Source organism: Variovorax sp. J2L1-78, from assembly GCF_030317205.1.
Taxonomy (GTDB): Bacteria; Pseudomonadota; Gammaproteobacteria; order Burkholderiales; family Burkholderiaceae_C; genus Variovorax; species Variovorax arabinosiphilus.
Genome location: NZ_JASZYB010000005.1, coordinates 1 through 22,707 on the forward strand (window position 1 = coordinate 1; position 22,707 = coordinate 22,707).

19 protein-coding genes and 2 pseudogenes are annotated in these 22,707 nt (G+C 70.4%); 7 read left to right on the forward strand and 14 right to left on the reverse strand.

Annotation, left to right across the window (positions count from 1 at the left end; translation table 11 throughout):
* The 4 genes and pseudogenes from QTH86_RS26305 to QTH86_RS26320 form a co-directional block, all read left to right on the forward strand.
* Positions 1-271, forward strand: a pseudogene (locus QTH86_RS26305) (acetyl-CoA C-acetyltransferase); the annotation flags it as partial.
* A 4-nt stretch (positions 272-275) separates the two neighbouring features.
* On the forward strand, positions 276-1,532 hold the full coding sequence (locus QTH86_RS26310; RefSeq protein WP_286649346.1) for a glutamate carboxypeptidase: 1,257 nt from the start codon (positions 276-278) through the stop codon (positions 1,530-1,532).
* Between the two features lie 11 nt (positions 1,533-1,543).
* Positions 1,544-2,173 (forward strand): pyridoxamine 5'-phosphate oxidase family protein, encoded by a 630-nt coding sequence (locus tag QTH86_RS26315; protein WP_286649345.1) that lies wholly within the window; start codon positions 1,544-1,546, stop codon positions 2,171-2,173.
* Positions 2,174-2,208: 35 nt separating this feature from the next.
* The gene (locus QTH86_RS26320; RefSeq protein WP_286649344.1) at positions 2,209-3,339 is read left to right on the forward strand and encodes an acyl-CoA dehydrogenase family protein; all 1,131 of its coding nucleotides are present in this window, start codon (positions 2,209-2,211) and stop codon (positions 3,337-3,339) included.
* Positions 3,340-3,614: 275 nt separating this feature from the next.
* Here the strand turns inward: QTH86_RS26320 and QTH86_RS26325 are convergent.
* The 4 genes and pseudogenes from QTH86_RS26325 to QTH86_RS26340 all read right to left on the reverse strand — a co-directional run.
* Positions 3,615-4,427, reverse strand: a pseudogene (locus QTH86_RS26325) (SDR family NAD(P)-dependent oxidoreductase); the annotation flags it as partial.
* Positions 4,424-5,203 (reverse strand): citryl-CoA lyase, encoded by a 780-nt coding sequence (locus tag QTH86_RS26330; RefSeq protein ID WP_286644273.1) that lies wholly within the window; start codon positions 5,201-5,203, stop codon positions 4,424-4,426. The pseudogene QTH86_RS26325 and the gene QTH86_RS26330, both read right to left, overlap by 4 nt.
* A gap of 30 nt (positions 5,204-5,233) precedes the next feature.
* On the reverse strand, positions 5,234-6,742 hold the full coding sequence (locus QTH86_RS26335) for a class I adenylate-forming enzyme family protein (protein ID WP_286644272.1): 1,509 nt from the start codon (positions 6,740-6,742) through the stop codon (positions 5,234-5,236).
* Positions 6,743-6,779: 37 nt separating this feature from the next.
* A complete protein-coding gene (locus QTH86_RS26340) occupies positions 6,780-7,772 on the reverse strand; it encodes a tripartite tricarboxylate transporter substrate binding protein (RefSeq protein WP_286644271.1) in 993 nt (330 codons plus the stop codon).
* A 101-nt stretch (positions 7,773-7,873) separates the two neighbouring features.
* Here QTH86_RS26340 and QTH86_RS26345 point away from each other — a divergent pair, with 101 nt between their 5' ends.
* The 3 genes from QTH86_RS26345 (at position 7,874) to QTH86_RS26355 (ending at position 10,140) form a co-directional block, all read left to right on the forward strand.
* Positions 7,874-8,689: an IclR family transcriptional regulator gene (locus QTH86_RS26345; protein WP_286644270.1), complete on the forward strand. Its 816-nt coding sequence runs from the start codon at positions 7,874-7,876 to the stop codon at positions 8,687-8,689.
* Positions 8,690-8,750: 61 nt separating this feature from the next.
* Positions 8,751-9,179, forward strand: a complete 429-nt coding sequence (locus QTH86_RS26350) for a YchJ family protein (protein WP_286644269.1) — start codon at positions 8,751-8,753, stop codon at positions 9,177-9,179.
* Between the two features lie 127 nt (positions 9,180-9,306).
* A complete protein-coding gene (locus QTH86_RS26355; protein WP_286644268.1) occupies positions 9,307-10,140 on the forward strand; it encodes a DUF3047 domain-containing protein in 834 nt (277 codons plus the stop codon).
* 197 nt (positions 10,141-10,337) lie between these two features.
* Here QTH86_RS26355 and QTH86_RS26360 read toward each other — a convergent pair whose 3' ends face one another.
* The 10 genes from QTH86_RS26360 to QTH86_RS26405 form a co-directional block, all read right to left on the reverse strand.
* Positions 10,338-11,210 carry a hypothetical protein gene (locus QTH86_RS26360; RefSeq protein ID WP_286644267.1) on the reverse strand — a complete coding sequence of 291 codons (873 nt, stop codon included), beginning with the start codon at positions 11,208-11,210 and terminating at the stop codon, positions 10,338-10,340.
* 95 nt (positions 11,211-11,305) lie between these two features.
* Positions 11,306-12,097: an ethanolamine ammonia-lyase subunit EutC gene (eutC, locus tag QTH86_RS26365; RefSeq protein WP_286644266.1), complete on the reverse strand. Its 792-nt coding sequence runs from the start codon at positions 12,095-12,097 to the stop codon at positions 11,306-11,308.
* Positions 12,094-13,500, reverse strand: a complete 1,407-nt coding sequence (locus QTH86_RS26370; RefSeq protein WP_286644265.1) for an ethanolamine ammonia-lyase subunit EutB — start codon at positions 13,498-13,500, stop codon at positions 12,094-12,096. Before QTH86_RS26370 ends, eutC begins: the two co-directional genes overlap by 4 nt.
* A 32-nt stretch (positions 13,501-13,532) precedes the next feature.
* Positions 13,533-14,309, reverse strand: a complete 777-nt coding sequence (locus tag QTH86_RS26375) for a DeoR/GlpR family DNA-binding transcription regulator (protein WP_286644264.1) — start codon at positions 14,307-14,309, stop codon at positions 13,533-13,535.
* Positions 14,310-14,330: 21 nt separating this feature from the next.
* Complete coding sequence (locus QTH86_RS26380) at positions 14,331-15,986, reverse strand: ABC transporter permease subunit (protein WP_286644263.1); 1,656 nt, start codon at positions 15,984-15,986, stop codon at positions 14,331-14,333.
* Positions 15,983-16,990: an ABC transporter ATP-binding protein gene (locus QTH86_RS26385; RefSeq protein ID WP_286644262.1), complete on the reverse strand. Its 1,008-nt coding sequence runs from the start codon at positions 16,988-16,990 to the stop codon at positions 15,983-15,985. Before QTH86_RS26385 ends, QTH86_RS26380 begins: the two co-directional genes overlap by 4 nt.
* Positions 16,991-17,048: 58 nt before the next feature.
* Positions 17,049-19,169 (reverse strand): phosphocholine-specific phospholipase C, encoded by a 2,121-nt coding sequence (locus tag QTH86_RS26390; protein WP_444814113.1) that lies wholly within the window; start codon positions 19,167-19,169, stop codon positions 17,049-17,051.
* 3 nt (positions 19,170-19,172) lie between these two features.
* Positions 19,173-19,454 carry a hypothetical protein gene (locus QTH86_RS26395; protein ID WP_286644260.1) on the reverse strand — a complete coding sequence of 94 codons (282 nt, stop codon included), beginning with the start codon at positions 19,452-19,454 and terminating at the stop codon, positions 19,173-19,175.
* A gap of 11 nt (positions 19,455-19,465) precedes the next feature.
* On the reverse strand, positions 19,466-21,535 hold the full coding sequence (locus QTH86_RS26400) for a LamG domain-containing protein (protein WP_286644259.1): 2,070 nt from the start codon (positions 21,533-21,535) through the stop codon (positions 19,466-19,468).
* 102 nt (positions 21,536-21,637) lie between these two features.
* Positions 21,638-22,645, reverse strand: a complete 1,008-nt coding sequence (locus tag QTH86_RS26405) for an ABC transporter substrate-binding protein (protein ID WP_286644258.1) — start codon at positions 22,643-22,645, stop codon at positions 21,638-21,640.
* Positions 22,646-22,707 lie beyond the last annotated feature (62 nt).

Below are 22,707 nucleotides of genomic sequence, written 5' to 3' on the forward strand. Positions count from 1 at the left end.
CGGCTGGGGCGTGAAGGACGTCGACCTGTGGGAGGTGAACGAGGCCTTCGCCGTGGTGCCGATGGCGCTGATGAAGGAGATGGGCGTGGCGCACGACATCGTCAACGTGCACGGGGGCGCCTGCGCACTGGGCCACCCGATCGGCGCCAGCGGCGCGCGCATCATGGTCACGCTTATGCACGCACTGCAGTCGCGCGGCCAGAAGCGCGGCGTCGCCACGCTGTGCATCGGCGGCGGCGAAGGCACGGCCGTCGCCATCGAACTCGTCTGACCGCATGATCTTTCCGAAGAAGACCACGTTCGCCCTGACCGCCGCGCTGCTCCTGGGCAGCGCCGGGTTCGCGCCCGCGGCCTGGGCGCAGAAGCGCGACAACGTGCTGTTCGATGCCGCCACGAGCGAACAGCCGGCGGTCGTGAAGACGCTGGAGCGCCTGGTCAAGATCGAGAGCGGCACCGGCGATGCCGAGGGCATCGCGGCGGCGGGCGCAATGCTGGAAGGCGAACTCAAGGCGCTGGGCTTCACGGTCACGCGGCAGAAGGCGGCCGGCGCCGTGGTCGGGGACAACATCGTCGGCCGGCTCAAGGGCCGTGGCGGCAAGAGCCTGCTGCTGCTGTCGCACATGGACACCGTCTACCCGCGCGGCATGCTCGCCAAGGCGCCGTTTCGCGTCGAAGGCAACAAGGCCTACGGGCCGGGCATCGCCGACGACAAGGGCGGCAGCGCGGTCATCCTGCATGCGCTCAAGCTGCTCACCACCTACGGCTTCCGCGACTTCGCGACCATCACGGTGCTGTTCAACGTCGACGAGGAGAAGGGTTCCTTCGGCTCGCGCGACCTGATCCAGCAGGAGGCGCGCGCGGCCGACTACGTGCTGTCCTTCGAGCCCACCAGCGCCGAAAGAGAGAGCTTCTACCTCGGCACCTCCGGCATCGCCTACGTGCAGGCCGACATCAAGGGCAAGGCCTCGCATGCGGGCGCTGCGCCCGAGGCAGGCGTCAATGCGCTGGTCGAAGCATCGGACGTGGTGCTGCGCACCATGGACCTGGACGACAAGGCCAAGGGCCTGCGCTTCAACTGGACGGTGGCCAAGGCCGGCACCGTGTCGAACATCATCCCCGACAGCGCCACGCTCAACGCCGATGTGCGCTACGCCCAGAACGACGACCTTGAGGCCATGCTCAAGACGCTGGAAGAGCGCGCCCAGCAGAAGAAGCTGCCCGCTGCCGAGGTCAAGCTCACCGTCACGCGCGGCCGCCCGGCCTTCAACGCCGGCACCGAAGGCCGCAAGCTGATCGACAAGGCGAGCGCCTTCTACCGCGAAGCCGGCGGCACACTCGAGATCGACGAACGCAGCGGCGGTGGCACCGACGCGGCCTACGCCGCGCTGTCGGGCAAGCCGGTGATCGAAGGGCTGGGCCTGCCGGGCTTCGGCTACCACAGCGACAAGGCCGAGTACGTGCTGGTCGACGCGATCCCGCGCCGGCTCTACATGGCGGCGCGGCTGATCATGGACCTGGGATCTGGAAAGTAGGACGCAAGACGATGATCGAAACACGCGACCAGCTTCGTGCGCTCTATGCGCAACCCGGTGAGCGCGCCGTGCGCAAGCAGCTTCCGCGACTCGACGTGCACATGACGCGCTTCATCACGCTGTCGCCCTTCTGCGTGGTCGCCAGTGCCGGGCCGTCGGGTCAATTGCTCGATGCCTCGCCGCGCGGCGGTGCGCCGGGCTTCGCCAAGGTCACCGACCCCTCCACCGTGCTGCTGCCCGACTCCGGCGGCAACAACCGGCTCGACACGCTGGAGAACCTGCTGGCCGATCCCCGCATCGGCCTGCTCTTCGTCATCCCGGGCTTCGAGGAAACGCTGCGCATCAACGGCACCGCGCGCCTGCGTGACGAGGCCGCGTTCGTCGACCGCTTCGCGGCGGAACGCCAGCGTCCCAAGCTGGTGATCGAGGTCCATGTCGAGGAGGCGTACCTGCACTGCGCGAAGGCCTTCATGCGTTCGCAGCTGTGGCAGCCGGCCGACTGGCCCGCACGCGACCTGCTGCCCTCGCTCAACCAGATGCTGCACGACCAGCTCGGCATGGCCGAGGCACCGGAACCCGCGGCCGACATGGCGGTGCGCTACCGCCAGCAACTGGCCGAAGAGCAGACGCCTTCGCGCTAGACGCGGCGCCCCCGAACAACAACGAAAGAGACAACATGCTGCTGACCCCCGACCAGGAAGCCATCCGCGACGCGGTGCGTGAGTTTGCGCAGAAGGAACTGTGGCCGCATGCCCCCGCGTGGGACCGCGAGCACAGCTTCCCGAAGGCGGCCCACCAGGGCCTGGCCGAACTCGGCGCCTACGGCATCTGCGTGCCGGAGGAAGACGGCGGCGCCGGGCTCGACTACCTCACGCTCGCGCTGGTGCTGGAGGAGATCGCGGCCGGCGACGGCGGCACCAGCACGGCGATCAGCGTGACCAACTGCCCGGTCAACGCGATCCTCATGCGCTACGGCAACGCCGCGCAGAAAAAGCAGTGGCTCTGGCCGCTGGCGCAGGGCCGGATGCTCGGCGCCTTCTGCCTGACCGAGCCGCAGGCCGGCAGCGACGCGTCGAGCCTGCGCACCACCGCACGCAAGGACGGCGACGCCTACGTGATCGACGGCGTCAAGCAGTTCATCACCAGCGGCAAGAACGGCCAGGTCGCGATCGTCATCGCCGTCACCGACAAGGGCGCCGGCAAGCGCGGCATGAGCGCCTTCCTGGTGCCGACCGATGCGCCGGGCTACAACGTCGCACGTCTCGAAGACAAGCTCGGCCAGCACAGCAGCGACACGGCGCAGATCAACTTCGACGGCTGCCGCATCCCGGCCGAGAACCTGATCGGGGCCGAAGGCGAGGGCTACAAGATCGCGCTCGGCGCGCTCGAAGGCGGCCGCATCGGCATCGCGGCGCAGAGCGTGGGCATGGCGCGCAGCGCCTTCGACGTGGCGCTGGCCTATGCCAAGGAGCGTCAGGCGTTCGGTGGATCGATCTTCGACCAGCAGGCGGTCGGCTTCCGCCTGGCCGAATGCGCCACGCAGCTCGAGGCCGCGCGCCAGCTCATCTGGCATGCCGCCGCCCTGCGCGACGCCGGCCGGCCCTGCCTGAAGGAAGCCGCGATGGCCAAGCTCTTCGCCAGCGAGATGGCCGAGAAGGTCTGCAGCGCCGCCATCCAGACGCTCGGCGGCTACGGCTACGTCAATGACTTTCCGCTGGAGCGCATCTACCGCGACGTGCGCGTGTGCCAGATCTACGAAGGAACCTCGGACATCCAGAAGCTGCTCATTCAGCGCGCGTTGGCGTAGGGCCTGTTCACGCTATTTCCGGAGTTGCGAAGGCATGCCCAGGCCGGCCAATCAAGGCGCGTGACGCCGCATGTGCGTCGGCACATGCAAGGAGCGCAACGCCGAGTGGCCGGCCTGGGCATGCCTTCCCTTCGGGTTGCCCGGTGCAGGGGCCGTCTGCGGCGTTGCCCGCGCTTGCAAGGCTTCAGCCTTGCTGCGCCCGGCCGCCTTGCATCCAGCCCCTGCGCCGGGCAACGCAATCTCCGGAAATAGCGTGAACAGGCCCTAGACGTACTCCCGGTGATGCCGCCGTCGACGACGAGCTCGGTGCCGGTCACGTAGGCCGCCGCGTCGGAGGCCAGGAAGGCGCAGGCATGCGCGACGTCCCAGGCCGTGCCCATGCGGCCCATCGGCACCTGCCGCGCGCGGGCGGCACGCGCATCGTCGAGGCCGCTGTCCGAGAACATCTTCGCCACCGTGGTCGCGATGCGCGGCGTGTCGATCAGCCCCGGCACCACCGTGTTGGCGCGGATGCCATGCGGCGCGTACTGCTGCGCCACCATGCGGGTGAACTGCGTGACGGCCGCCTTGGTCACGCTGTAGGCCAGATGCGGGTAGCCGATGTAGCGCATGCCGGCCACCGACGAGATCGCGATCAGCGCGCCGCGACCGCGCGCCACCATGCCCGGCAGCACCTGCTGCGAACACAGCAGCAGGCTGCGCACGTTCACGGCGTGGATGCGGTCGAAGTCCTCGGCGTTCGTTTCCATCGGGCCGCCGGTCTGGCCGATGCCGACGTTGTGGTGCAGCACGTCGATGCCGCCGAAGCGCGCGCGAGCTTCGGTGAAGAGCCGCTCGACATCCGCCGGCTGCGCCACGTCGCCGACGAAGGTGGCCGCCTCGCCGCCCTCCGCGTGGATCAGCGCGGTGGTCTCTTCGGCCGAGGCGGCGTCGCGGTCGGCCACGCACACGCGTGCGCCCTGGCGCGCATAGATGACGCAGGACGCGCGGCCGATGCTCCAGCCCGGGCCGGCCGAGCCGCCGCCGGCGACGAACACGACCCGGCCGCTCAGGTCGAGCGGCAGCGCCGGAGGGCGCCCAGCGCTCATGCCTTCCCGCCTTCGCCCACGTACGGGATCGCATGCTCCACCGTGTCCCAGATGAAGCGGCCCGACGGGCTCTGCTGCTCCTCGACGATGTGTGCCACCAGGCCGGCCGCGCGCGAGATCACGGCGAAGCCGCGCATCACATTCGTCGGCACACCGATCTCGCCCAGCAGCGCGGCCACGGCGCCGGTGGCGTTGATGGTGATGGGCCGCCCGGCCACGTCGTCCACCGCCTTCGACAGCGTCTCCAGCGCGCGGATCTTGTCGCCGGCCAGTTCGCTTTCGGCGCGGCCCAGCTCGAGCAGCTTGTAGGCGCGCGGGTCGACCGGCTTGTGCAGGTGGTGGCCGAAGCCGGGCATGGCGCTCTTCGTGGCCTTGTGCTCGCGCGCGATCGCCAGCGCTTCAGAGTCCGGGGCGGCCGCGGCGATGATGCGGTCGAGCAGGCGCGAGCAGTTCTCCATCGTGCCCACGAAGGAGCTGCCCACCGCCAGCAGGCCGGCCGACACGGCGCCCTGCAGGTTCTCCGGCGCGCTCATGTAGATGAGCCGCGTGGCGATGGCGCTGGGCGTGAGGCCGTGCTCCATCAGCACGATCAGCACCACGTCGGTGATGCGCAGGTCGACCGGGCGCGGCGTGCGGCCGAGGATCTGCATCAGCATCACTTCGGTGAAGGTGCGCTTGCCCATCAGGTCCTCGACCAGGTCGGCGTCGCGGTAGTGCAGGCTGGTCAGCGTGTGCGTGCACAGGCGGGTGACGGGCGGGTTCGTTGGCGATGCCATGGGGATGTCTCCGTGTTCGTTGGAATGGGGTCAGGCGGCGGCGAGGGCTTGCTCGCGCACCGCGGTCTTGAGCACCTTGCCGACGGGCGAGCGCGGCAGGCTGTCGTGGAAGTGCACGCGCTTGGGCGTCTGCACCGGGCCGAGCCGCTCGCGCACGAAGGCGATCAGCTCGGCCTCCGTTGCCTGCTGGCCGGGGCGCAGCTGCACCGCGGCCTGCACCGCCTCGCCCCACTTGTCGTCGGGGATGCCGAACACCGCGCACTCGTGCACCGCCGGGTGTTGGCCCAGCGCGTTTTCGACGTCGACGGGGTAGACGTTGAAGCCGCCGGTGATCACCATGTCCTTGAGCCGGTCCTTGAGGTAGAGGTAGCCGCGCGCGTCGATCAGGCCGCGGTCGCCGGTGTGCAGCCAACCGTCGACCAGCGTCTCGGCGGTCTTCTCGGGCAGGCGCCAGTAGCCGGTCATGACGAGGTCGCCGCGCGCCACCACTTCGCCCACCTCGCCGGTCGGCAGCAGGCGGCCGTCGGGCGACATCACGGCCACGTCGCTGAACCAGGCGGTGCGGCCGACCGCGGCCCAGTTGCGCTCGTCCTCGAAGTCCTCGGGGCGCATCACGGTGAGGATCTGCGGCGCCTCGGTCTGGCCGTAGGTGGTGCCCAGGACCGGGCCGAAGAAGGCGCGCACCTCGCGGATCTTTTCCGGCGGCATCGGCGCGCCGCCGTAGATCAGCCGGCGCAGTTGCGGGAAGTCGGCGCGGTTCGCGCCCGGCAGCGCCATCAGCATGTAGACCAGCGTCGGCGGCATGAAGCACACGGTGCCGCCGCGTTCGCGGAATGCCGTGCGCACCGCCTCGGCGCCGGCCTCGGCCAGCACCACATGGCAGCCGCCCTGCGCGAGGATCGGCACGATGTAGGTCGACGTGCCGTGCGTGATCGGCGCGGCCACGATGTAGCGCTCGTGCTCGTCGAAGCCCCACGCATGGATCTGGTTGGCGATGTTCGCCATCCAGGCCCGATAAGGCTGCATCACGCCCTTGGGCGCACCGGTGGTGCCGCCGGTGAACTTGATGGCCTGCGTGGCGTCGTCGGGCAGCGTGAACGCCGGTCGCGCCGCGCCGGCATGGCGCGCCACCAGGCCGGCCACCGTGTGCGTGCCCTCGCCGGCCGGGCCGTGGGTGTGGATGCGCTCGCCGGGTGCACCGTCGAGCAGCCCGGCGCAGTCGCCGTCGAGCACCAGGATGGACGGCGCGGTCGCGTCGACGATGCGGCGGATCTCGGGCCGCGTGCTCTTGGGGTTGAGTGGCACCCACACCTTGCCGCAGGCCAGCACCGCGAGCAGCGCCGTGATGTGCTCGGCACTGTTCTTCGCGCAGATGCCCACGCGGCTCTGTGGCGTGGGGTCGATGGCGACGAAGGCCGCCGCCAGCGCCGCGACGCGCGCGGCGAGCGTGTCGTAGCGCGTCGTGCCCTCGGGGGCGTCGATGGCGATGCGCTCGGGCCAGCGCTCGGCGGCGCGCCAGAAAAAATCGATTGGGTACATGGGCGAGGGAGCTCCTGGTGATGGGGTGCGGGTGGCCTTATTCGGCCTTGGCGCCGGAGGTCTTCACGACCTCGCGCCAGCGCTGGGTCTCGGCCGCGGCGAAGCTGCGCATCTGCTCGGGCGTGCCGGGCTCGGGCGAAGCCGCCAGGTCCTGGAAGCGCTGGCGCAGCTCGGGCGCCGCCAGCACCTTGTTCAGCTCGGCGTTGAGCCGGTCGATGATGGGCTTGGGCGTGCCGGCGGGCGCGGCCAGGCCGAACCACGACTGCACGTCAAAGCCGGGGAAGCCCGACTCCGCCACCGTGGGCACGTCGGGCAGCAGCGGCGAGCGCTTGGCGCTCGTGATGGCGATCGCGCGCAGCCGCCCGCCCTGCACATGCGGCAGTGCCGAGGGCGTGTTGTCGAACATCGACTGCACCTGGCCGCCCAGCAGGTCGGTCACGGCCGGGGCGCTGCCGCGGTAGGGCACATGCAGCATGTTCAGGTGGGTCTGCATCTTGAACATCTCGCCCGACAGGTGGATCGACGAGCCGCTGCCCGACGACGCGAAGGTGATGCCGTCCTTCGAGGCCTTGGCGAAGCGCACGTAGTCGGCAATGCTCTTGATCGGCAGGTTGTTGTTGACCACCAGGATGTTCGGGATCTTGGCGATCAGGCCGATCGGCTCGAAGTCCTTCTGCGGGTCGTAGCCCAGCTTCGCGTACAGCGACGCGTTGATGGTGTTGGCGATGGTGAAGACATACAGCGTGTAGCCGTCGGGCGGCGACTTCGCCACCACCTCGGCGCCCACGTTGCTGTTGGCGCCGGCGCGGTTGTCCACCACCACGGGCTGGCCGAGCCGCTCGCCCAGCTTCACGGCCACCAGGCGCGCGATCACGTCGGTGGCGCCGCCGGCGGCATAGCCGACCACCAGCTTGATGGGCCGGCTCGGCCAGGCGTCGGGCTGGGCGTGCAGCGGCAGGGCGGTGGCGCCGGCGATGCCGGCGGCGAGGGCCAGCAGATGCCGGCGCGAGAGGGGGCCTTCGAGGCGCATGGCGATGTCTCCTTTTTGGGTATCGAGGATGTCCCGGGGCGTCGGCACGGTGGCCCTGCGGCACACTGGCGACGACCTCGTCGACGCCCAAATTCTTCGCCATGACCGCGCGCACCTCCACTTCAAACGTTCGTTCAGCGGACGTTTTACGTTCGGCGGCCACGGAAGACGATGCCGGCAGCCGCACCTTGCGCCGTGGCCTGCAGCTGCTCGACGCGGTGCTGGCGGGCGGCCGCGACGGCGTGCGCGTGGTCGACCTGTGCCGCGCGGCCGGGCTCGAACGCGCCACCGTCTACCGCCTGCTGTCGACCCTGATGGAGACCGGCTACGTGGCGCAGCACGGGCGCTTCCGCTACGTGCCGGGCCCGCGCGTGGCGGCCCTGGCCCCGGCCGACGCGCTGCCCAACATGGCGGTGCGGCTGCAGCCGGTGCTGGCCCGCATCAGCGCGGCCTGCGGCGATGCGGCTTTCGCGGTGGTGCGCGAGGGGCCGCTGTCGCACTGCATCGCCCGGCAGGTGGGCACGCACCCGGTGCAGGTGCTGGTCATCCAGGTCGGCACGCAGCAGCCGCTGGGCGTCGGGGCCGCCGGACTGGCGCTGCTGGCCGCGCTGCCCGATGCGGAGGTCGCGAACATCATTGCGGCCAACGCGCCCCGGCTGCATGCCTATGGCGGCATGACGCCCGAGCGCATGCAGATCCTGGTGCGTGCCACACGGGAGCGTGGCTGGTCGGTCATCGGCAACCATGCGACCCGCGGCGTGCTCGCGGCGGGCATGGCGGTGCGCAACGCCGGCGGCGAGCCGGTGGCGGCCATCAGCGTGGCGTCGACCCTGCCGCGCATGCCGCGCGAGCGTCAGCAGCTCATCGCGCGGACCATCCGCGAGAGCCTCGCCGAACTGCTTCCGGACGGCGCATGAGAGGCCCCGGCACACGCTTTCGGGCGGCCGTGCCGCCGCTGGTGTTCCAATGGAGGCTTCGATGAGCACCAAACCACTCTCCGGCCCCTGCCCCTGCGGACGCACCGACCAGCGTGCGCGCCCGCTCCAGTACGCGCTGTGCTGCGGACGCTATCTCGAGGATTTCGCGGGCACGCCGGCCCCCGATGCCGAGTCGCTGATGCGCTCCCGCTACACCGCCTTCGTGCGCGAGCAGGCCGACTACCTGCTGGCCACCTGGCATGCGTCGACCCGGCCGGCCGCGCTGACCTTCGAGCCCGGCACCAAGTGGCTCGGCCTGGACGTGCGCTCGCGCTCGGTGCTCGACGCCGACCATGCACGGGTCGAGTTCGTCGCCCGCCAGCGCGATGCCTCAGGCACCGCCAGCCGGCTGCACGAGCGCAGCAACTTCCAGCGCGAGCCCGATGGCGAGCTGCAGCGCTGGTACTACGTCGACGGCGAAGCCGGGTAGGGTAGGACGACGGCGCGGCATTGTCTCGAGGAGAGAGACACCGGGTTCCTTTCGGCGTATTTATCCGCCTGCGGCGCCGCGGCACACTGGCCGCTTTCCGGCCGTCCGACGACACAGGAGCTGCCCCATGCCATCCGCACCCCCGGCGAATCGGTCCTTTCCCCGCGCGTGGCCGGGGCTTGCCTGGCTGCTGGCCGGCGCCCTGGCCTGGGCGGTGGCCGGCCCCGCGCAGGCGCAGGCGCAGGCCACGGCCCAGGCCTGGCTGACCAGCTTCTCGAACGCCGCGCCCGGCCCGGTGCCCGCATCCTGGCACTTCACCACCCTGCCGAACAAGAACCCGACCAGCTTCGAGGTGGTGCGGCAGGACGGCAAGTCGGTGCTCAAGGTGCAGGCCGACGATTCCTACGGCAACCTGGTGCATCCGGTGCGTGTGGCGCTGGACGGCGCTGCGTCGCTCGCCTGGCGCTGGCGCGTCGAGCGCTTCGTCGAAGGCACCGACCTGCGCAGCCGCAGCGGCGACGACGGCGCGGCCAAGCTGTGCGTCTTCTTCGCGCTGCCGACCGACCGGCTGCCCTTCGGCGAGCGCACCCGGCTGGCACTGGCGCGTTCGGCCACCGGCGAGGACGTGCCGAGCGAAACGCTGTGCTACGTGTGGGACGCGAAGGAGGCGAAGAGCACGCTGCTGCCGAACGCCTTCACCCGGCGCATCCGCATGCTGGTGCTCGAGTCGGGCCCGGCCGGTGCCGGCATCGACAGCTGGCGCGGCGAGCGCCGCAACCTGCTGGCCGACTACCAGCGCGCCTTCGGCGACGAAGCCGGCGGCCTGCAGCCCGACATCGTCGGTGTCGCCATCTCTGCCGACGCCGACAACACCGAAGGGCACGGTCTCGCCTTCTTCTCCGATGTGGAAATGCAGGGCGCGCCGGCCGTGCCGCAGATGCAGGCGACGCACGCGCCCTGAAATGAAACCACCCCCGATGCGGCGCACTGCGTGTCGTCGCCCCGTGCGCCGGCCGGAGTCCGGCGCCCTTCGGGACCGTCCAAGTCTGCGCGGGCAGACTTGGAGCCGCGGCCCTCAGCCCCTCAAGGGGGCGCACCCGGCGGCCTGGCAGAGCCAGTTCCGCGGGTGCCCTGGCCTCGGGCGTGCCGTTTCATCGGCTACCGGAGAACCTTGCCCGTTGCCACGTCGAGCACGCTGCCGTCGACCAGGCTCACGCGGTAGATCTCGCGCGTCACGTTGCCCGAGAAGGCCAGCTCGACGATCGACACGTTGCGGAAGGTGGTGTCGATGCCGTTGGGCAGCACGGTGTTGAACTTGGCCGCGACCTGGTTCATCGACGCCTGCAGCGCCGGCGTGAACGGCGTCATGCTGTAGACCAGCGTGTTGTGCGGGTTGTGCGAACGCAGTTCCTTGCCGTCCTTCACCACGTTCACGCCGCTCACGCCCACCGTCTTCACCAGATCCTTGCCGGCGTCGCCCATCTTGGCGTAGACGGGACCGGTCACGCGCGGCAGCGGGCCGTCGCGCAGCGGCGCCATGGCGGCCGTGGTCACGGTGTTGTAGGCCATCAGGGACTCGAAGCCAGGGCCGGTCTTGACGATGCCGAGGTCGAGCCACCACGGGCGGCCCGCGTCCTTGGCGGCCTCGGTCGTGTAGAAGTTCTTCAACGTGAGCTGGATCGGCGCGGGCGGCTTGGGCAGGGCCTTGAGCATCTTCTGCGGCGTCGTCGGGTCGGCGCTGTGGATGTGCACCACCGTCACGTGCGGGATGTTGACGTTCTGCGCCTCGGTCTGCAGGCCCAGGCGCACCAGGTCTTGCCGCAAGGCCGGGTACACGCGTGCGTCGAGCACGTCGTTCACGTCCTTCGGCAGCGTGTAGACCACGCCGTAGGTGGCGGTGTGGGCGCGGAAATCGGGCTGGCCGATGGCGCTGTTGTCGATGGCGGGCGCCGAGGGGCCGGTGGTCCCGCAGGCCGTCAGGAACGAGCCGACGATGGCGGTGAGGACCAGGGGTCGAAGGGTGCGGATCATGGCAACTCCAGTTTGCAGGGGACAAGGTGGCGCAATGCCACCGACGACACAGGCCGGCCCGGGCGAATTCCCGTGCCGACGGGGAACGTGGGCGTTCAGTCCGGCAGGGCCGGCAAAGCGGTCGATGGCGGGGCCGCGATGACCGCGGCGTCGCTGCGGTCCTTGAGCTGCACGCCGGTGAGCTGCAGGCGCCGCGCCTCCTGCGCCAGCCACCAGAAGCGGCCGGCGGCGGCCGCGGGCGAGAGGCCTTCGGGTCGGATGTTCGAGATGCAGTTGCGCTCGGCGTCGTGGCGTCCGACGGCGGGCTTCCAGGTGAGGTACAGGCCCAGGCTGTCGGGTGAGCTGAGGCCCGGGCGCTCGCCGATCAACATCGCGACCAGGCGGGCGCCGAGCAGCGCGCCCGCTTCGTCGGCCAGCGCGACGCGCGCCTGCTGCGCGATCACGACCGGGCCGAGCGTCCAGCCCGCGGGCAGGCCGGCGCGGATGGCGGTGACCATGGCGTGCGCGTTGCGCTCGACCGCCAGCGACGAGAGCCCGTCGCCGATGACCAGCAGCAGGTCGCAACCCGCCGTGGGGCTCGGGCCGGCCGCGTCGCGCAGCCGCTGCGCACTGGCGTCGTCGAGCCGGCGGCCGAGGTCGGGGCGCAGCAGGTAGCTGGCGCGGTCCACGGCGGCGCTGTGCACCTGCAGCGTGGGCAGGCCGTCGGCGGCCAGTGCGTCGGCCAGCGCCTGTGTGTCGAGCTGCACATGCACCGCGTCGCGCGCCTGGGCATGCGCGAAGCCGAATCGCAGCAGCTCGGCGGTGGGCATGCTCGACCCCGCGCGACCGAGCGCGAGGCGGGCCGCGGTGTAGGCGCGCAGATCGTCCCAGGGGTCGGGCGTACTCATGCATTGCTCCCGCCGCCGAGCTGCAATTGACGCAGCTGCTGCAACGCCGGGTGCTGCGGCGTCACGCTGTGCACGCGGCCCTGTGCGTCGGCCAACTGCATCTGCTGCAGCCAAACCTCGAACTCGGGCGCGCGCTTCAGGCCCAGTACCTCGCGCAGGTAGAGCGCGTCGTGGAAGGACGTGCTCTGGTAGTTGAGCATGATGTCGTCGGCCCCCGGCACGCCCATGATGAAGGTCAGGCCTGCGGCGCCTAGCAGCGTCATCAGCGTGTCCATGTCGTCGGAGTCGGCCTCGGCATGGTTGGTGTAGCAGACGTCGCAGCCCAGCGGCAGCCCCATCAGCTTGCCGCAGAAGTGGTCCTCGAGCCCGGCGCGGATGATCTGCTTGCCGTCGTACAGGTACTCCGGCCCGATGAAGCCGACCACCGTGTTCACCAGCAGCGGCCGGAACGCGCGTGCCACCGCATAGGCCCGTGCCTCGCAGGTCTGCTGGTCGACGCCGTGGTGGGCGCCGGCCGACAGCGCGCTGCCCTGGCCGGTCTCGAAGTACATGACGTTGTCGCCCAGCGGCCCGCGCCGCAGCGACAGGGCGGCCTCGTGCGCTTCCTTCAGCACGGCCAGGTTCACACCGAAGCTGGTGTTGGCCTTTTCGGTGCCGGCGACCGACTGGAACACCAGGTCGACCGGCGCACCCTGCTCGATCATCTGCACCGTGTTGGTCACGTGCGTGAGCACGCAGGACTGCGTCGGGATGCCCAGCCTGCCGATCACCTCGTCGAGCATGTGCACCAGCCGCGTGAGCGCCGGCACGCTGTCGCTGGCCGGGTTGATGCCGATCACCGCGTCGCCCGCGCCGTAGAGCAGGCCGTCGACCATCGACGCCGCGATGCCGCGCAGGTCGTCGGTCGGGTGGTTGGGCTGCAGCCGCACCGCCAGGTGGCCGGGCAGGCCGATGGTGTTGCGAAAGCGCGTGACCACCCGGCACTTGCGTGCGACGAGGATCAGGTCCTGGTTGCGCATCAGCTTGCTCACGGCGGCCGCCATCTCGGGGGTGATGCCGGGCGCCACCTGCGCCAGCATCGCGCTGTCGGCCGCGTCGGACAGCAGCCAGTCGCGGAAGTCGCCGACCGTCAGGTGCGCGATGGGCGCGAAGGCGGCGGCGTCGTGCGTGTCGATGATGAGGCGCGTGACCTCGTCGTCTTCGTAGGGCACCAGCGCCTCGTCGAGGAAACGCCGAAGCGGCACGTCGGCCAGCGCCATGCGCGCGGCCATGCGTTCCACCGCCGTCTCGGACGCGACGCCGGCCAGCACGTCGCCCGAACGCGCCGGGGTGGCCTTGGCCATCAGCGTGCGCAGGTCGGCGAAGTGCCAGGTGGTGTCGCCGGCGGCGTGGCGGTAGGGCATGGTGGGTCGGCCTCGGTATGTCTGTCAGGGCGTCAGGCGATGACGAGGCGCTCGCAGGCCTTGCGCAACGCGGCCAGGCCCGCGACCTCGCGCGCCTTGGCGTCGGTCACGACGATGTCGATGTCGGCCGTGCGTGCGTAGGTCACGCGGCTCGCCAGGCCGATCTTGCTGTGATCGGCCAGGATCACGACTTGTTGGGCCTGCTCGGCCATGGCGCGCGCCACCGCGGCCTCGTGGTGCTCGAAGCTCATGGCGCCGTGCCTGGCGTGCAGGCCCACGGGCGACAGCAGCGCCACGTCGACCCGGAAGCGCCGGATGTCCTCCAGCGTGCCTTCGCCGTGCGTGGCCTGGGTCTTCACGTCGATCTGGCCTCCGAGCAGGCGCACGTCGTTGCGCGAACTGCGGGCCTCGTCGGCGCCGGCCAGCTTGAGCGCGATGGTCAGCGAGTTGGTGATGACCGTCATGCCGCTGAGCGTGGCGATCTCCTCGGCCAGCGTCGAGGTGGTGCTGCCGGCATCCAGGAACAGCGTCTGCCCCGGGCGCAGCAGGCCAACGGCGGCCTTGGCGATGGCGCGCTTCTCCTTCTGGCGCGCCACCAGGCGCACCGACAGCGGCGGCTCGGGCTCGGGGCCGGTGGCGACCGCGCCGCCGTGCACGCGGCGCAGTTCGCCGCTGCCTTCGAGCTCGAGCAGGTCGCGCCGCACGGTTTCGCGCGAGACTTCCAGGTCCTGCACGATGCGGTCGACGCTCACCCGCGAGAAGGTCGCCAGCAGGCTGCGGATGCGGAGGAATCGTTCTTCTTGGAGCATGTGAAAAGAGGGGTTGCGGTGTCAGTGCGCCGACGGAACGGGTTGGCGGGTGAGCAGATGCAATAGCAGTGCCATCGTGCCCACCACCGCCATGATGCAGGTGGAGAAGGCGGCCGCCTGCGAGGTGAAGCCGGCTTCGTCCAGCCGCATGACCGTGACGGCGCCCATCGACAGGGACGGTGTGATGAGGAAGATGACGGCCGACAGCGTGACCATCGAGCGCATGAACAGGAACACCGCGATCGCCAGCAGCGTGGTGCGCAGCGCCGGCCAGTGGACGTCGCCCAGCACCCGCGCCACGCCGCCGCCCAGCACGGTGGTGGCGTCGTCGAGGGCGGTGGGCACGGTGCGCATGGCCGTCATCATGCTCACGAAACCTTGTGTGTGGTAGTGGTAGTAGTTGCACAGCGCCAGCAGCAGGGCGCTGCCGTACAGCACGCCCCAGGGCCTGTCGGCCGTGTTGAAGGTGAAGACGTAAGCCAGGCCGAGCACCAGCCCCGGCACCGCCACCGGCAGCGCGCTCAGCAGCCGTGCCGCGCTGGCGGCCCGGCCGGGCAGGCGCTGCACGCCGAAGGCCAGCAGGAACAGCAACGCCGTGCCCACCGCCGCAGCGACGAGCGACACGCCGATCGACGTCCACAGCGGCGCATAGCCGCCGGCGATGTCGATGTCGTAGTGCTTGAGCGTGAGGTCGAGCCGGTAGGGCCACAGGCGGATGAAGCTGGCGACGATCACCGTGAGCACCACCGCGTAGATGGAACCCACGATGACGAGCGAGGCGGCGAAGAACGCGCCGTCGCGGCCCGCGTGGGGTCGGGGTGTCGGCGGCAGGGCCGATTCCGCGCCCAGCCCGGCCTGGCGCTGCGCCGCCAGGTGTTCGATGAAGACCGACAGCGCGGCCGGCACTAGCAGCACGATGCCGATCACCGCGCCCATGCCGAACTTCATCTGGCCGCTGACCTGGTTGTAGATCTCGGTGGCCAGCACCTGGAAATTGCCGCCGATGACCACCGCATTGCCGAAGTCGGTGATGGTCACGGTGAAGACGACGAAGCCCGCGCTCAGCAGGCCGTAGCGCACGCCCGGCAGGGTGATGTCGACAAACTGCCGCCACGGCGTGGCCCCCAGCACCTCGGCCGCGTCGTACTGGCGCGCGTCGCCGTGGCGCAGCGCGGTGCGCAGGATGAGCACCGCCTGCGGCAGTGCGTAGAGCACGTCGGCGATCAGCAGGCCCCAGAAGCCGTAGATCTCGGGCCGGATGCCGAGCGCCTTGCCGACCACGCCGTTGCGCCCCAGCAGGAAGATCAGCCCCAGGCCGAGCACCAGCGAGGGCGCCAGCACCGGCAGCGTCATGCCGATGGCCGTGAAGCTGCGGCCGGGCATGCGCGTGCGCTCGATGCCGTAGGCCACGACGAAGGCCAGCAGCAGCGTGACGCCCGTGGTCGACACGCCCAGCAGCAGGCTGTTGAAGAGCGCACGCCACACGCCAGGTGTGTCGAGCAGCGCGGCGTAGTTGCCCAGGCCGATACCGCCCGTGCCGTCCTGCACCAGGCTGCGCCAGGCGATGCCGAGCATCGGTATGCCGAAGAACATGACGAGCGCGGCCAGCGGCAGCCACAGGCAGGCGCGTAGCAGCCAGCGATCGGCCGCGTGCATCGGCAGGGCGGGCGCCCTCATGCCGTCACCCAGCTGCAGTCGGCCGCGCCGATGGCAAGCGACACCCGCTGGCCGACGGACAGTGGCATGGCGCTGCTGGTTTCGGCCAGCAGCGCCTGGTCGCCCCAGCGCACCCGCACGCGCTGGATGCTGCCGAGAAAGCCGATGTCGGTCACTTCGCCGCGCGCGCCGGCAGCGGGCTCGAGGCGAATGCGCTCGGGCCGGATGCACAGCAGCGCACCGGCCGCATCGATGTCGGCGGGCAGCGGCGGCAGCACGGGCACCAGCGCGCTGGCGAGCGCGGCCGGCAGCAGGTTGCTGTGGCCCATGAAGTCGGCCACGAAGCGGGTGCGCGGGCGCAGGTAGAGGTCCTGCGGCGAGCCCTGCTGTTCGATGCGCCCCTGGTTCATGCAGACGATGGTGTCGGCCATCGACATGGCCTCTTCCTGGTCGTGCGTGACCATCAGCGTCGGGATGCCCAGGCCGCGCTGCACCTCGCGCAGTTCGCGCCGAAGGTCGGCGCGTACCCGTGCGTCGAGCGCCGACAGCGGCTCGTCGAGCAGCAGCAGCGAGGGGTTGACGGCCAGCGCCCGCGCGATGGCTACGCGTTGCTGCTGGCCGCCCGAGAGCTCGCCGGGAAAGCGCGCGCCGAAGCTCGGCAGCTTGACCATGTCGAGCAGTTCGGCCACGCGCTTGTCGACGGTCGCTGCCGCCTCGCCGCGGATGCGCAGGCCGTAGCCCACGTTCTGCGCCACCGTCATGTGCGGGAACAGCGAGTAGGACTGGAACACGATGCCGAAGCCGCGCTCGCGCGCCGGCATCTGCGCCAGGTCGCGGCCGTTGAGCGACACGCTGCCGCCGTCGGCCGCCATCAGCCCCGCGATGATGCGCAGCAGCGTGGTCTTGCCGCAGCCGCTGGGGCCCAGCAGGCAGACGAATTCCGCGCCCCCCACGTCGAGTTCGATGCGCTCCAGCGCGGACTGGCCGCCGAAGCTCTTGTGAAGGTTCCTGATCTGCAAGGCCATGCTGTCTCTACCGGTCTGTGTCGTCTGTCGTTGAATCGCTGGGGGCTGCGCCATGGCCTCAGGTGACGAGCCCCATCTCGGGGTCGCTGATGCCATCGGCGCCGGTTTCCACGCGGCCGGCAAAGCGGCGCAGGAAGCTGCCGCCCGCGTCGACGTTCGCGCTCACGCTGAAGTCGTACCAGTGCTTGCTGTAGCTCAGGTCCCACTGCTGCACCAGCAACTGGCCGGGCGCCAGCGCGAAGCTCCACGGGCCGTCCGTGCGGTAGGCGCTGGGCGTGACGGTGACCGTGCAGCTGATGTTGCCGAGGTTCTGCATCTCCAGGTGCACGTCGCCGTTGGCGGTGTCGTAGCAGACCCGGATCTCGGGCAGTCCGGCCCCGCCCGCGAGCGAGGCCGGCAGCTTGCCGCGAAAGCGCCGGAAGTAGCCGTTCGGCCCGAACACCGACAGGTCGTAGCCGCCGTCCGCGGCGGGCGCCCAGCTGTCGTTGAGCAGCTTGCCGGGCTCGACCGTGTAGCGGCGCGGCACCTTGTCGAGCGCGAGGTGGTTGTAGACGTGGTAGACGGCGCCGACCCGGCCCGTGTTGCCGAACACCAGCCAGAACTTCTTGCGCTCGACGTCGGGCCGGCCGCTGGTGTGCAGCTCGTACGGCAGCGCGCGCGAGTAGCGAACGCCGGTCGCCTGCACCGGCATCGTGCCGGTGCCCGCTGCCGGTGCCGTCGGCGTCGGATAGAGCAGCTGCTGCGCGATGGCCGCGTCGGCGGCGGCGCTGGTGATGGTCGGCAGCGTCGGCAATGCGGCGTTGGGCGTCGCGAAGTTGAAGCAGGTGGTCAGGTCGCCGCTGACCGAGCGGCGCCAGGCGCTGATGTTGGGCTCCACCACGCCGAAGCGCGCTTCCAGGAATCGGATCACCGAGGTGTGGTCGGACACCTGGGAGTTGACCCAGCCGCCGCGGCTCCACGGCGACACCACGTACATCGGCACGCGCCAGCCCATGCCGTAGGGCGAACCGAGGTAGGGGGCCTTCAGGTCGTTGCGCTCGCCCAGCGTCGACACCGTGCTCATGCCGGCGTCGGTGCCGTCCGCGTTGCGCGAAGGAATGGCCGGCGGCGGCATGTGGTCGAAGTAGCCGTCGTTCTCGTCGAACATCAGGAAGAGCACCGTCTTGCTCCAGACGGCCGGGTCGGAGGTCAGCGCATCCAGCACGCGCTCGGTGTATTCGGCGCCCCACAGCGGCGAGGACGGTCCGGGGTGCTCGGAGTACTTGGCCGGCGCGACGATCCAGCTCACCTGCGGCAGGCGGTCGTTCTTCACGTCGTCCGCGAGGGCGTCCAGGTCGCGCGTCGACAGCGCGCGCGTCTTGAGCGACACCTGCGCGGCGGTCGGCGCGGTGGCGTAGTAGGCCTCGCGGTAGGTGGTGAAGCCCTCGAGCGGGTTGTCGGTGAAGTTGTCGGCCATGTCCTGGTAGATCTGCCAGCTCACGCCGGCCGCCTCCAGGCGCTCGGGGTAGGTCGTCCAGCTGTAGCCGGGCGCGTTCGCGAGGTCGTCGTTCGTGTTGTCGATGGCCGGGCCGCCGCCCTGGCCCAGCGGGTCGTTGCTGCCGGTCCAGAGGAACAGCCGGTTCGAGTTGGTGCCGGTCAGTTCGCTGCAGTGGTAGGCGTCGCACACCGTGAAGGCATCGGCCAGCGCGAACTGGAAAGGCATGTCGCTTTCCTGGTAGTAGCCCAGCGCGCGCGCGGTCTTGGCCGCGACCCACTGGTTCATCTGGCCGCCGTTCCAGGCCTGCTGGCCGTCGGGCCAGCTGTGCGCCATCGCGGTGGTGCGTTGTGCGCTGGTGCTGGTCGTGTCGTAGTGGAAGGGCAGGTGCGTGCCGGTGCCCGAGGTCGCGGGCTGGTACCAGACCGGCTTGCCGTTGGCGAGCGGCACGGGGAAACGATCACCGAAGCCGCGTACGCCGCGCAGCGTGCCGAAGTAGTGGTCGAAGGCGCGGTTCTCCTGCATGAGGATCACGACGTGCTTGACGTCGCTGATCGTGCCGGTGTCCTGCGCGGCAGGGATGGCGAGTGCGCGGCGGATGCTCGGTGGCAACAGGCCGAGGGCCGCCGTGGCGCCCGCGGCGGTGGCTGCGCCGCGCAGGAAGCCGCGGCGGCTGCTGGATACGGAGTCTTGGCTCATGGGCATGTCTCAGGGGGCGCAGCGCACCGTCTCGGGACGGCGCGCGGGGGTGGGGGACGAGGCTTCGCCGCCGGGCGGCGTGAGCGCCGAGGCGGGCGGCCCGGCGGTCGCCGGGTCGTTGGGCGTGACCATGACGGTGGAAGATCCGCTGCCGCTGCTATCGCTGCTGCTGCTGCTGCTGCCGCCGCCGCCACCGCAGGCGCTCAGCACCGCGGCAAGGGCCAGTGCGACGGCAAGCCGCAGGGGCCTGCCCGCCGGGCGGGCGGTCGTCTCGAAAGATGTGATGTGCACGGTCGCCTCCTTCAGGGAACCAGCGTCGTGAGCGACGTGCCGGAGCGGCCGATCGACTCGACTTCCGCGTTCGTCAGTGCGCGGTTCCAGGTGCTGAACTCGCCGAAGTCGAAGCGGCCACCGATGGTGTTGCTGGCGTTGCCGTTGCGGTAGTTCGGGCCATAGCCACCGTCGCCGTCCTCGTTCAGCGAGAAGCCGTTGCCCAGGCCGTTGAGCGCCGCGACGAAGGCGCTGGTCAGCACGGCGGAACTGCTCTGCATGCCGTACACCGGGTCGTAGGCGTGGTAGGTGACTTTCAGGTTCGGCACGTCCACCGCCATTGCCACGTACACCCAGGTGTTCGCGCTGAAGCTCAGGTCCTTGTCGCCGAGCCGCCCGCCGCCGCGGCCGATGTTGAAGCGGATCGCACTGCCGTACTGGCCCAGGGCGATGCCGGCGTTGTTGCCGCTGCCCCAGTTCTTGTTCGACACGATGGGCATGCCCGAGCGCGTCGCGTCGGAGCGGAACCAGAAGCCGAAGGTGAAGGGCGCGCTGGTGCTGGTGACCTGGCTGGTCGGGATGCGGTAGCCCCCGTCGCAGGCACTGCACACGGTCGGGCCGGCATAGCTGGTCGAGGCCAACGCGGTGTCGGTGCCGGCGAACGGACCCTCGCCCGCGGCGGTGTACACCGGTGCCGCGCCGCTGACCCAGGGCGTGAAGGCCTGCGTGCCGCCGATGCGGTCGACCAGCGTCGTCTTCAGCGTGAACAGGTGCGTGATGCCGTTCGCCACGCTCGCCAGCAGCGAGATGGGCTTGACATAGTTCAGCGTGGCGCGCAGCGACACCGGCACCTGGTCGGCGACCACCGTGTAGTCGTAGCTGAAGTAACCGCTGGCGGCCGGTGCCATGGTCGTGTCTTCGAAGGCCAGGGCATTGCCCGGCAGCGTGGCCACTGCGACGCCATCGCGCAGCACCGTGATGGCGGCGGGCGTCGCGGGCAAGGTCCAGTTCAATTGGATGCCGGTCTGCTTCGCGTTGGTCGTCGCGGCGAGCTGGCGCACGGCCGCCGCGCCGATCAGCGGGCTGCCGTCCATCCCGTACTGCGTGGCGGCGGGGCGGGCCGACAGGTGGGTGAGTACCGTCGGCGTGACGTCGGTGGCCGCCGCGTAGGCATACCAGGGTGCGATGTCGGTCGGCAGGCCGGCCGGCAGCGCCGGTGACAGATTGGCCGGCTTGTCGAGTGCGATGACCGTCGCGAGATTGGACGGGACCGGAATGCCGTCGGCCACACCGGTGGCGCCCAGGCCATGCGTGGTGGTGACGATCACCAGCCAGTCCTCGTTCCGGTGCGCGGCGCGGCGCTTGGCCAGCGACGCCTTCAGCAGCGCAACCTGGCGGTCGACTTCGGCCAGTGCGTTCTGATAGTCGGTGCCGTAGCCCGCCACGTCGGCGACCTGGGCCGGGCCCTGGTAGTCCGCCACGATCAGGTCATAGCTGCCGCCCTCGATGGCGGCACCGGCTTCGGACGACACGCAGCTGTCGCTGCCATCGCAGTCCTTGGCCAGGTCGAGGTAGCCCGCGGCCTTGTCGGCGCGCAGCAGTTGCGGCAGGCCGCTCCAGCTGGCGATGGCCGCGGTGCGCGCGCCGGCGTTGCGCTGCTTGAGCATCTTGAAGACGGTGTCGGCCTGGAAGGCCTGGCCTTCGTAGTTCGAGCGGATCTCGTGACGGTCGGCCCAGGCGCCGGTGAGCAGCGTGGCCCACGACGGACCAGCGGTCGCCTGCTGTTGCGTGGGCCTTCCCAGGATGCCGCCGGTATAGGCGGGCAACACGGTGCCGAGCCCCTGCAGGCTGGGCACGCGTGCCTCGGCCATCGCCCGCTGCAGCTCGGTGTAGTGAACGCCGTCGATGCCGATCAACAAGGTCTTGCTCTGTGCCGCAGGGGGGGCAGGGGGCGCGGGGGTGGCCGCGGTCGGTGGGGGCGGCGTGGTCGTCTCGGCAGGCGCGGGATCGCTGCCGACGCCACCGCCGCCGCAGGCGGTCAGCAGGAGCAGCAGGCTCGCGTGCAGCGCGGCACGCGCGATGCGGGATCTTGGTGTTTTCATCGGTGGAGCTCGAGCAACAGAAGGGCGCGCGGGCACGTTGTCGCGACGTGTCCGGCTTCGAATCTGCGGAGGGGCGGTGGGCCGGCCGTCCGCAGGGCGGGATCAGCGGCCGATGTTCTTGGTCCAGGCGCCCAGGATCGCGTCGCGGTCCTTGGCGGACTGGGCGAAGTCCATCTTGTAGAGCACGGTGCTCAGGTCGACCGGCAGGCCGGCGGCCTTGGCGGCCTTCGACTGCGCTGCGCCAGGGATGGTCACCATTTCCTTGTACTTGGTGTACAGCGCCGACGCGCCGGGCGACAGTGTCCAGTCGAGGAAGCGCTGCGCATCGGCCTTGTTCTTCGCCTTGGCCATCAGGCCCGAGGCTTCGAGCTCGTAGCCGGCACCATCGCTCGGGATCACCATCTTGACGGGGTAGCCTTCCTCGATGGACTGCATGGCGGCGAAGGCCAGCGAGGTGCCGATCGCGAATTCACCCGCGCGCGCCGCCTTGCACGGGCGCGAGCCCGACTTGATGTACTGCGCGACATTGCCGTCGAGCGTCTTCAGGAACTTCCAGCCTTCGTCCGTGCCCTTGGACTGCAGCAGCGCCGCGATCTGCAGGTAGCCGGTGCCCGAGGACACCGGGTTGGGCATCACGACCTCGCCCTTGTAGACCGGGTTGGTCAGGTCCTTCCAGCTGGTGGGCATCGGCAGGCCCTTGGCCTTGAGCACCTCTGTGTTGACGCAGAAGGCGCCCACGTAGCCGGTGGTGGTGAACCACTTGCTGTCGGCGGCCTTGTTGGCGGCGGCCAGCTTGTCGCTGCCCTTGGGCGCATAGGGCTCGAGCAGCGCGGTGATGCGCGGGTCGAGCATGTTGGTCAGGGCCCAGCCCCAGATCACGTCGTGCTGCGGGTTGGCCGACTCGGCCAGGATGCGGGCACCGAGGTCCCCGGTCGACAGGCGAAGCACCTTCACGTCGATGTCGGGCATGTCCTTCTTGGCCGCGGCGACGTAGTCCTTGATTTCATCTTCTTCCAGGGCGGAATAGACGGTGAGGGTGCCGGCGTGGGCGGCGCATGCGAGCAAGGCGGCGACGAGGATCGCGGGACGGAAGCGAGCGGTGGCAGACATGTGAACCTCCTGGGTGCGGTGATCGGAAATGGGGCGGAACGGGTCGGGGCGCTTCACCAATA

What these genes read in the sequence shown, in the direction of transcription:
- QTH86_RS26340 (WP_286644271.1), bottom strand. Translation starts at nt 7,772, where the DNA reads ATGCGCCTCGAAGGCCCCCTCTCGCGCCGGCATCTGCTGGCCCTCGCC.
- QTH86_RS26370 (WP_286644265.1), bottom strand. Translation starts at nt 13,500, where the DNA reads ATGCCCTACCGCCACGCCGCCGGCGACACCACCTGGCACTTCGCCGAC.
- QTH86_RS26375 (WP_286644264.1), bottom strand. Translation starts at nt 14,309, where the DNA reads ATGCTCCAAGAAGAACGATTCCTCCGCATCCGCAGCCTGCTGGCGACC.
- QTH86_RS26405 (WP_286644258.1), bottom strand. Translation starts at nt 22,645, where the DNA reads ATGTCTGCCACCGCTCGCTTCCGTCCCGCGATCCTCGTCGCCGCCTTG.
- QTH86_RS26310 (WP_286649346.1), top strand. Translation starts at nt 276, where the DNA reads ATGATCTTTCCGAAGAAGACCACGTTCGCCCTGACCGCCGCGCTGCTC.
- QTH86_RS26355 (WP_286644268.1), top strand. Translation starts at nt 9,307, where the DNA reads ATGCCATCCGCACCCCCGGCGAATCGGTCCTTTCCCCGCGCGTGGCCG.
- QTH86_RS26385 (WP_286644262.1), bottom strand. Translation starts at nt 16,990, where the DNA reads ATGGCCTTGCAGATCAGGAACCTTCACAAGAGCTTCGGCGGCCAGTCC.
- QTH86_RS26380 (WP_286644263.1), bottom strand. Translation starts at nt 15,986, where the DNA reads ATGAGGGCGCCCGCCCTGCCGATGCACGCGGCCGATCGCTGGCTGCTA.
- QTH86_RS26330 (WP_286644273.1), bottom strand. Translation starts at nt 5,203, where the DNA reads ATGGCATCGCCAACGAACCCGCCCGTCACCCGCCTGTGCACGCACACG.
- eutC (WP_286644266.1), bottom strand. Translation starts at nt 12,097, where the DNA reads ATGAGTACGCCCGACCCCTGGGACGATCTGCGCGCCTACACCGCGGCC.
- QTH86_RS26390 (WP_444814113.1), bottom strand. Translation starts at nt 19,169, where the DNA reads ATGCCCATGAGCCAAGACTCCGTATCCAGCAGCCGCCGCGGCTTCCTG.
- QTH86_RS26315 (WP_286649345.1), top strand. Translation starts at nt 1,544, where the DNA reads ATGATCGAAACACGCGACCAGCTTCGTGCGCTCTATGCGCAACCCGGT.
- QTH86_RS26335 (WP_286644272.1), bottom strand. Translation starts at nt 6,742, where the DNA reads ATGTACCCAATCGATTTTTTCTGGCGCGCCGCCGAGCGCTGGCCCGAG.
- QTH86_RS26350 (WP_286644269.1), top strand. Translation starts at nt 8,751, where the DNA reads ATGAGCACCAAACCACTCTCCGGCCCCTGCCCCTGCGGACGCACCGAC.
- QTH86_RS26345 (WP_286644270.1), top strand. Translation starts at nt 7,874, where the DNA reads ATGACCGCGCGCACCTCCACTTCAAACGTTCGTTCAGCGGACGTTTTA.
- QTH86_RS26360 (WP_286644267.1), bottom strand. Translation starts at nt 11,210, where the DNA reads ATGATCCGCACCCTTCGACCCCTGGTCCTCACCGCCATCGTCGGCTCG.
- QTH86_RS26320 (WP_286649344.1), top strand. Translation starts at nt 2,209, where the DNA reads ATGCTGCTGACCCCCGACCAGGAAGCCATCCGCGACGCGGTGCGTGAG.
- QTH86_RS26400 (WP_286644259.1), bottom strand. Translation starts at nt 21,535, where the DNA reads ATGAAAACACCAAGATCCCGCATCGCGCGTGCCGCGCTGCACGCGAGC.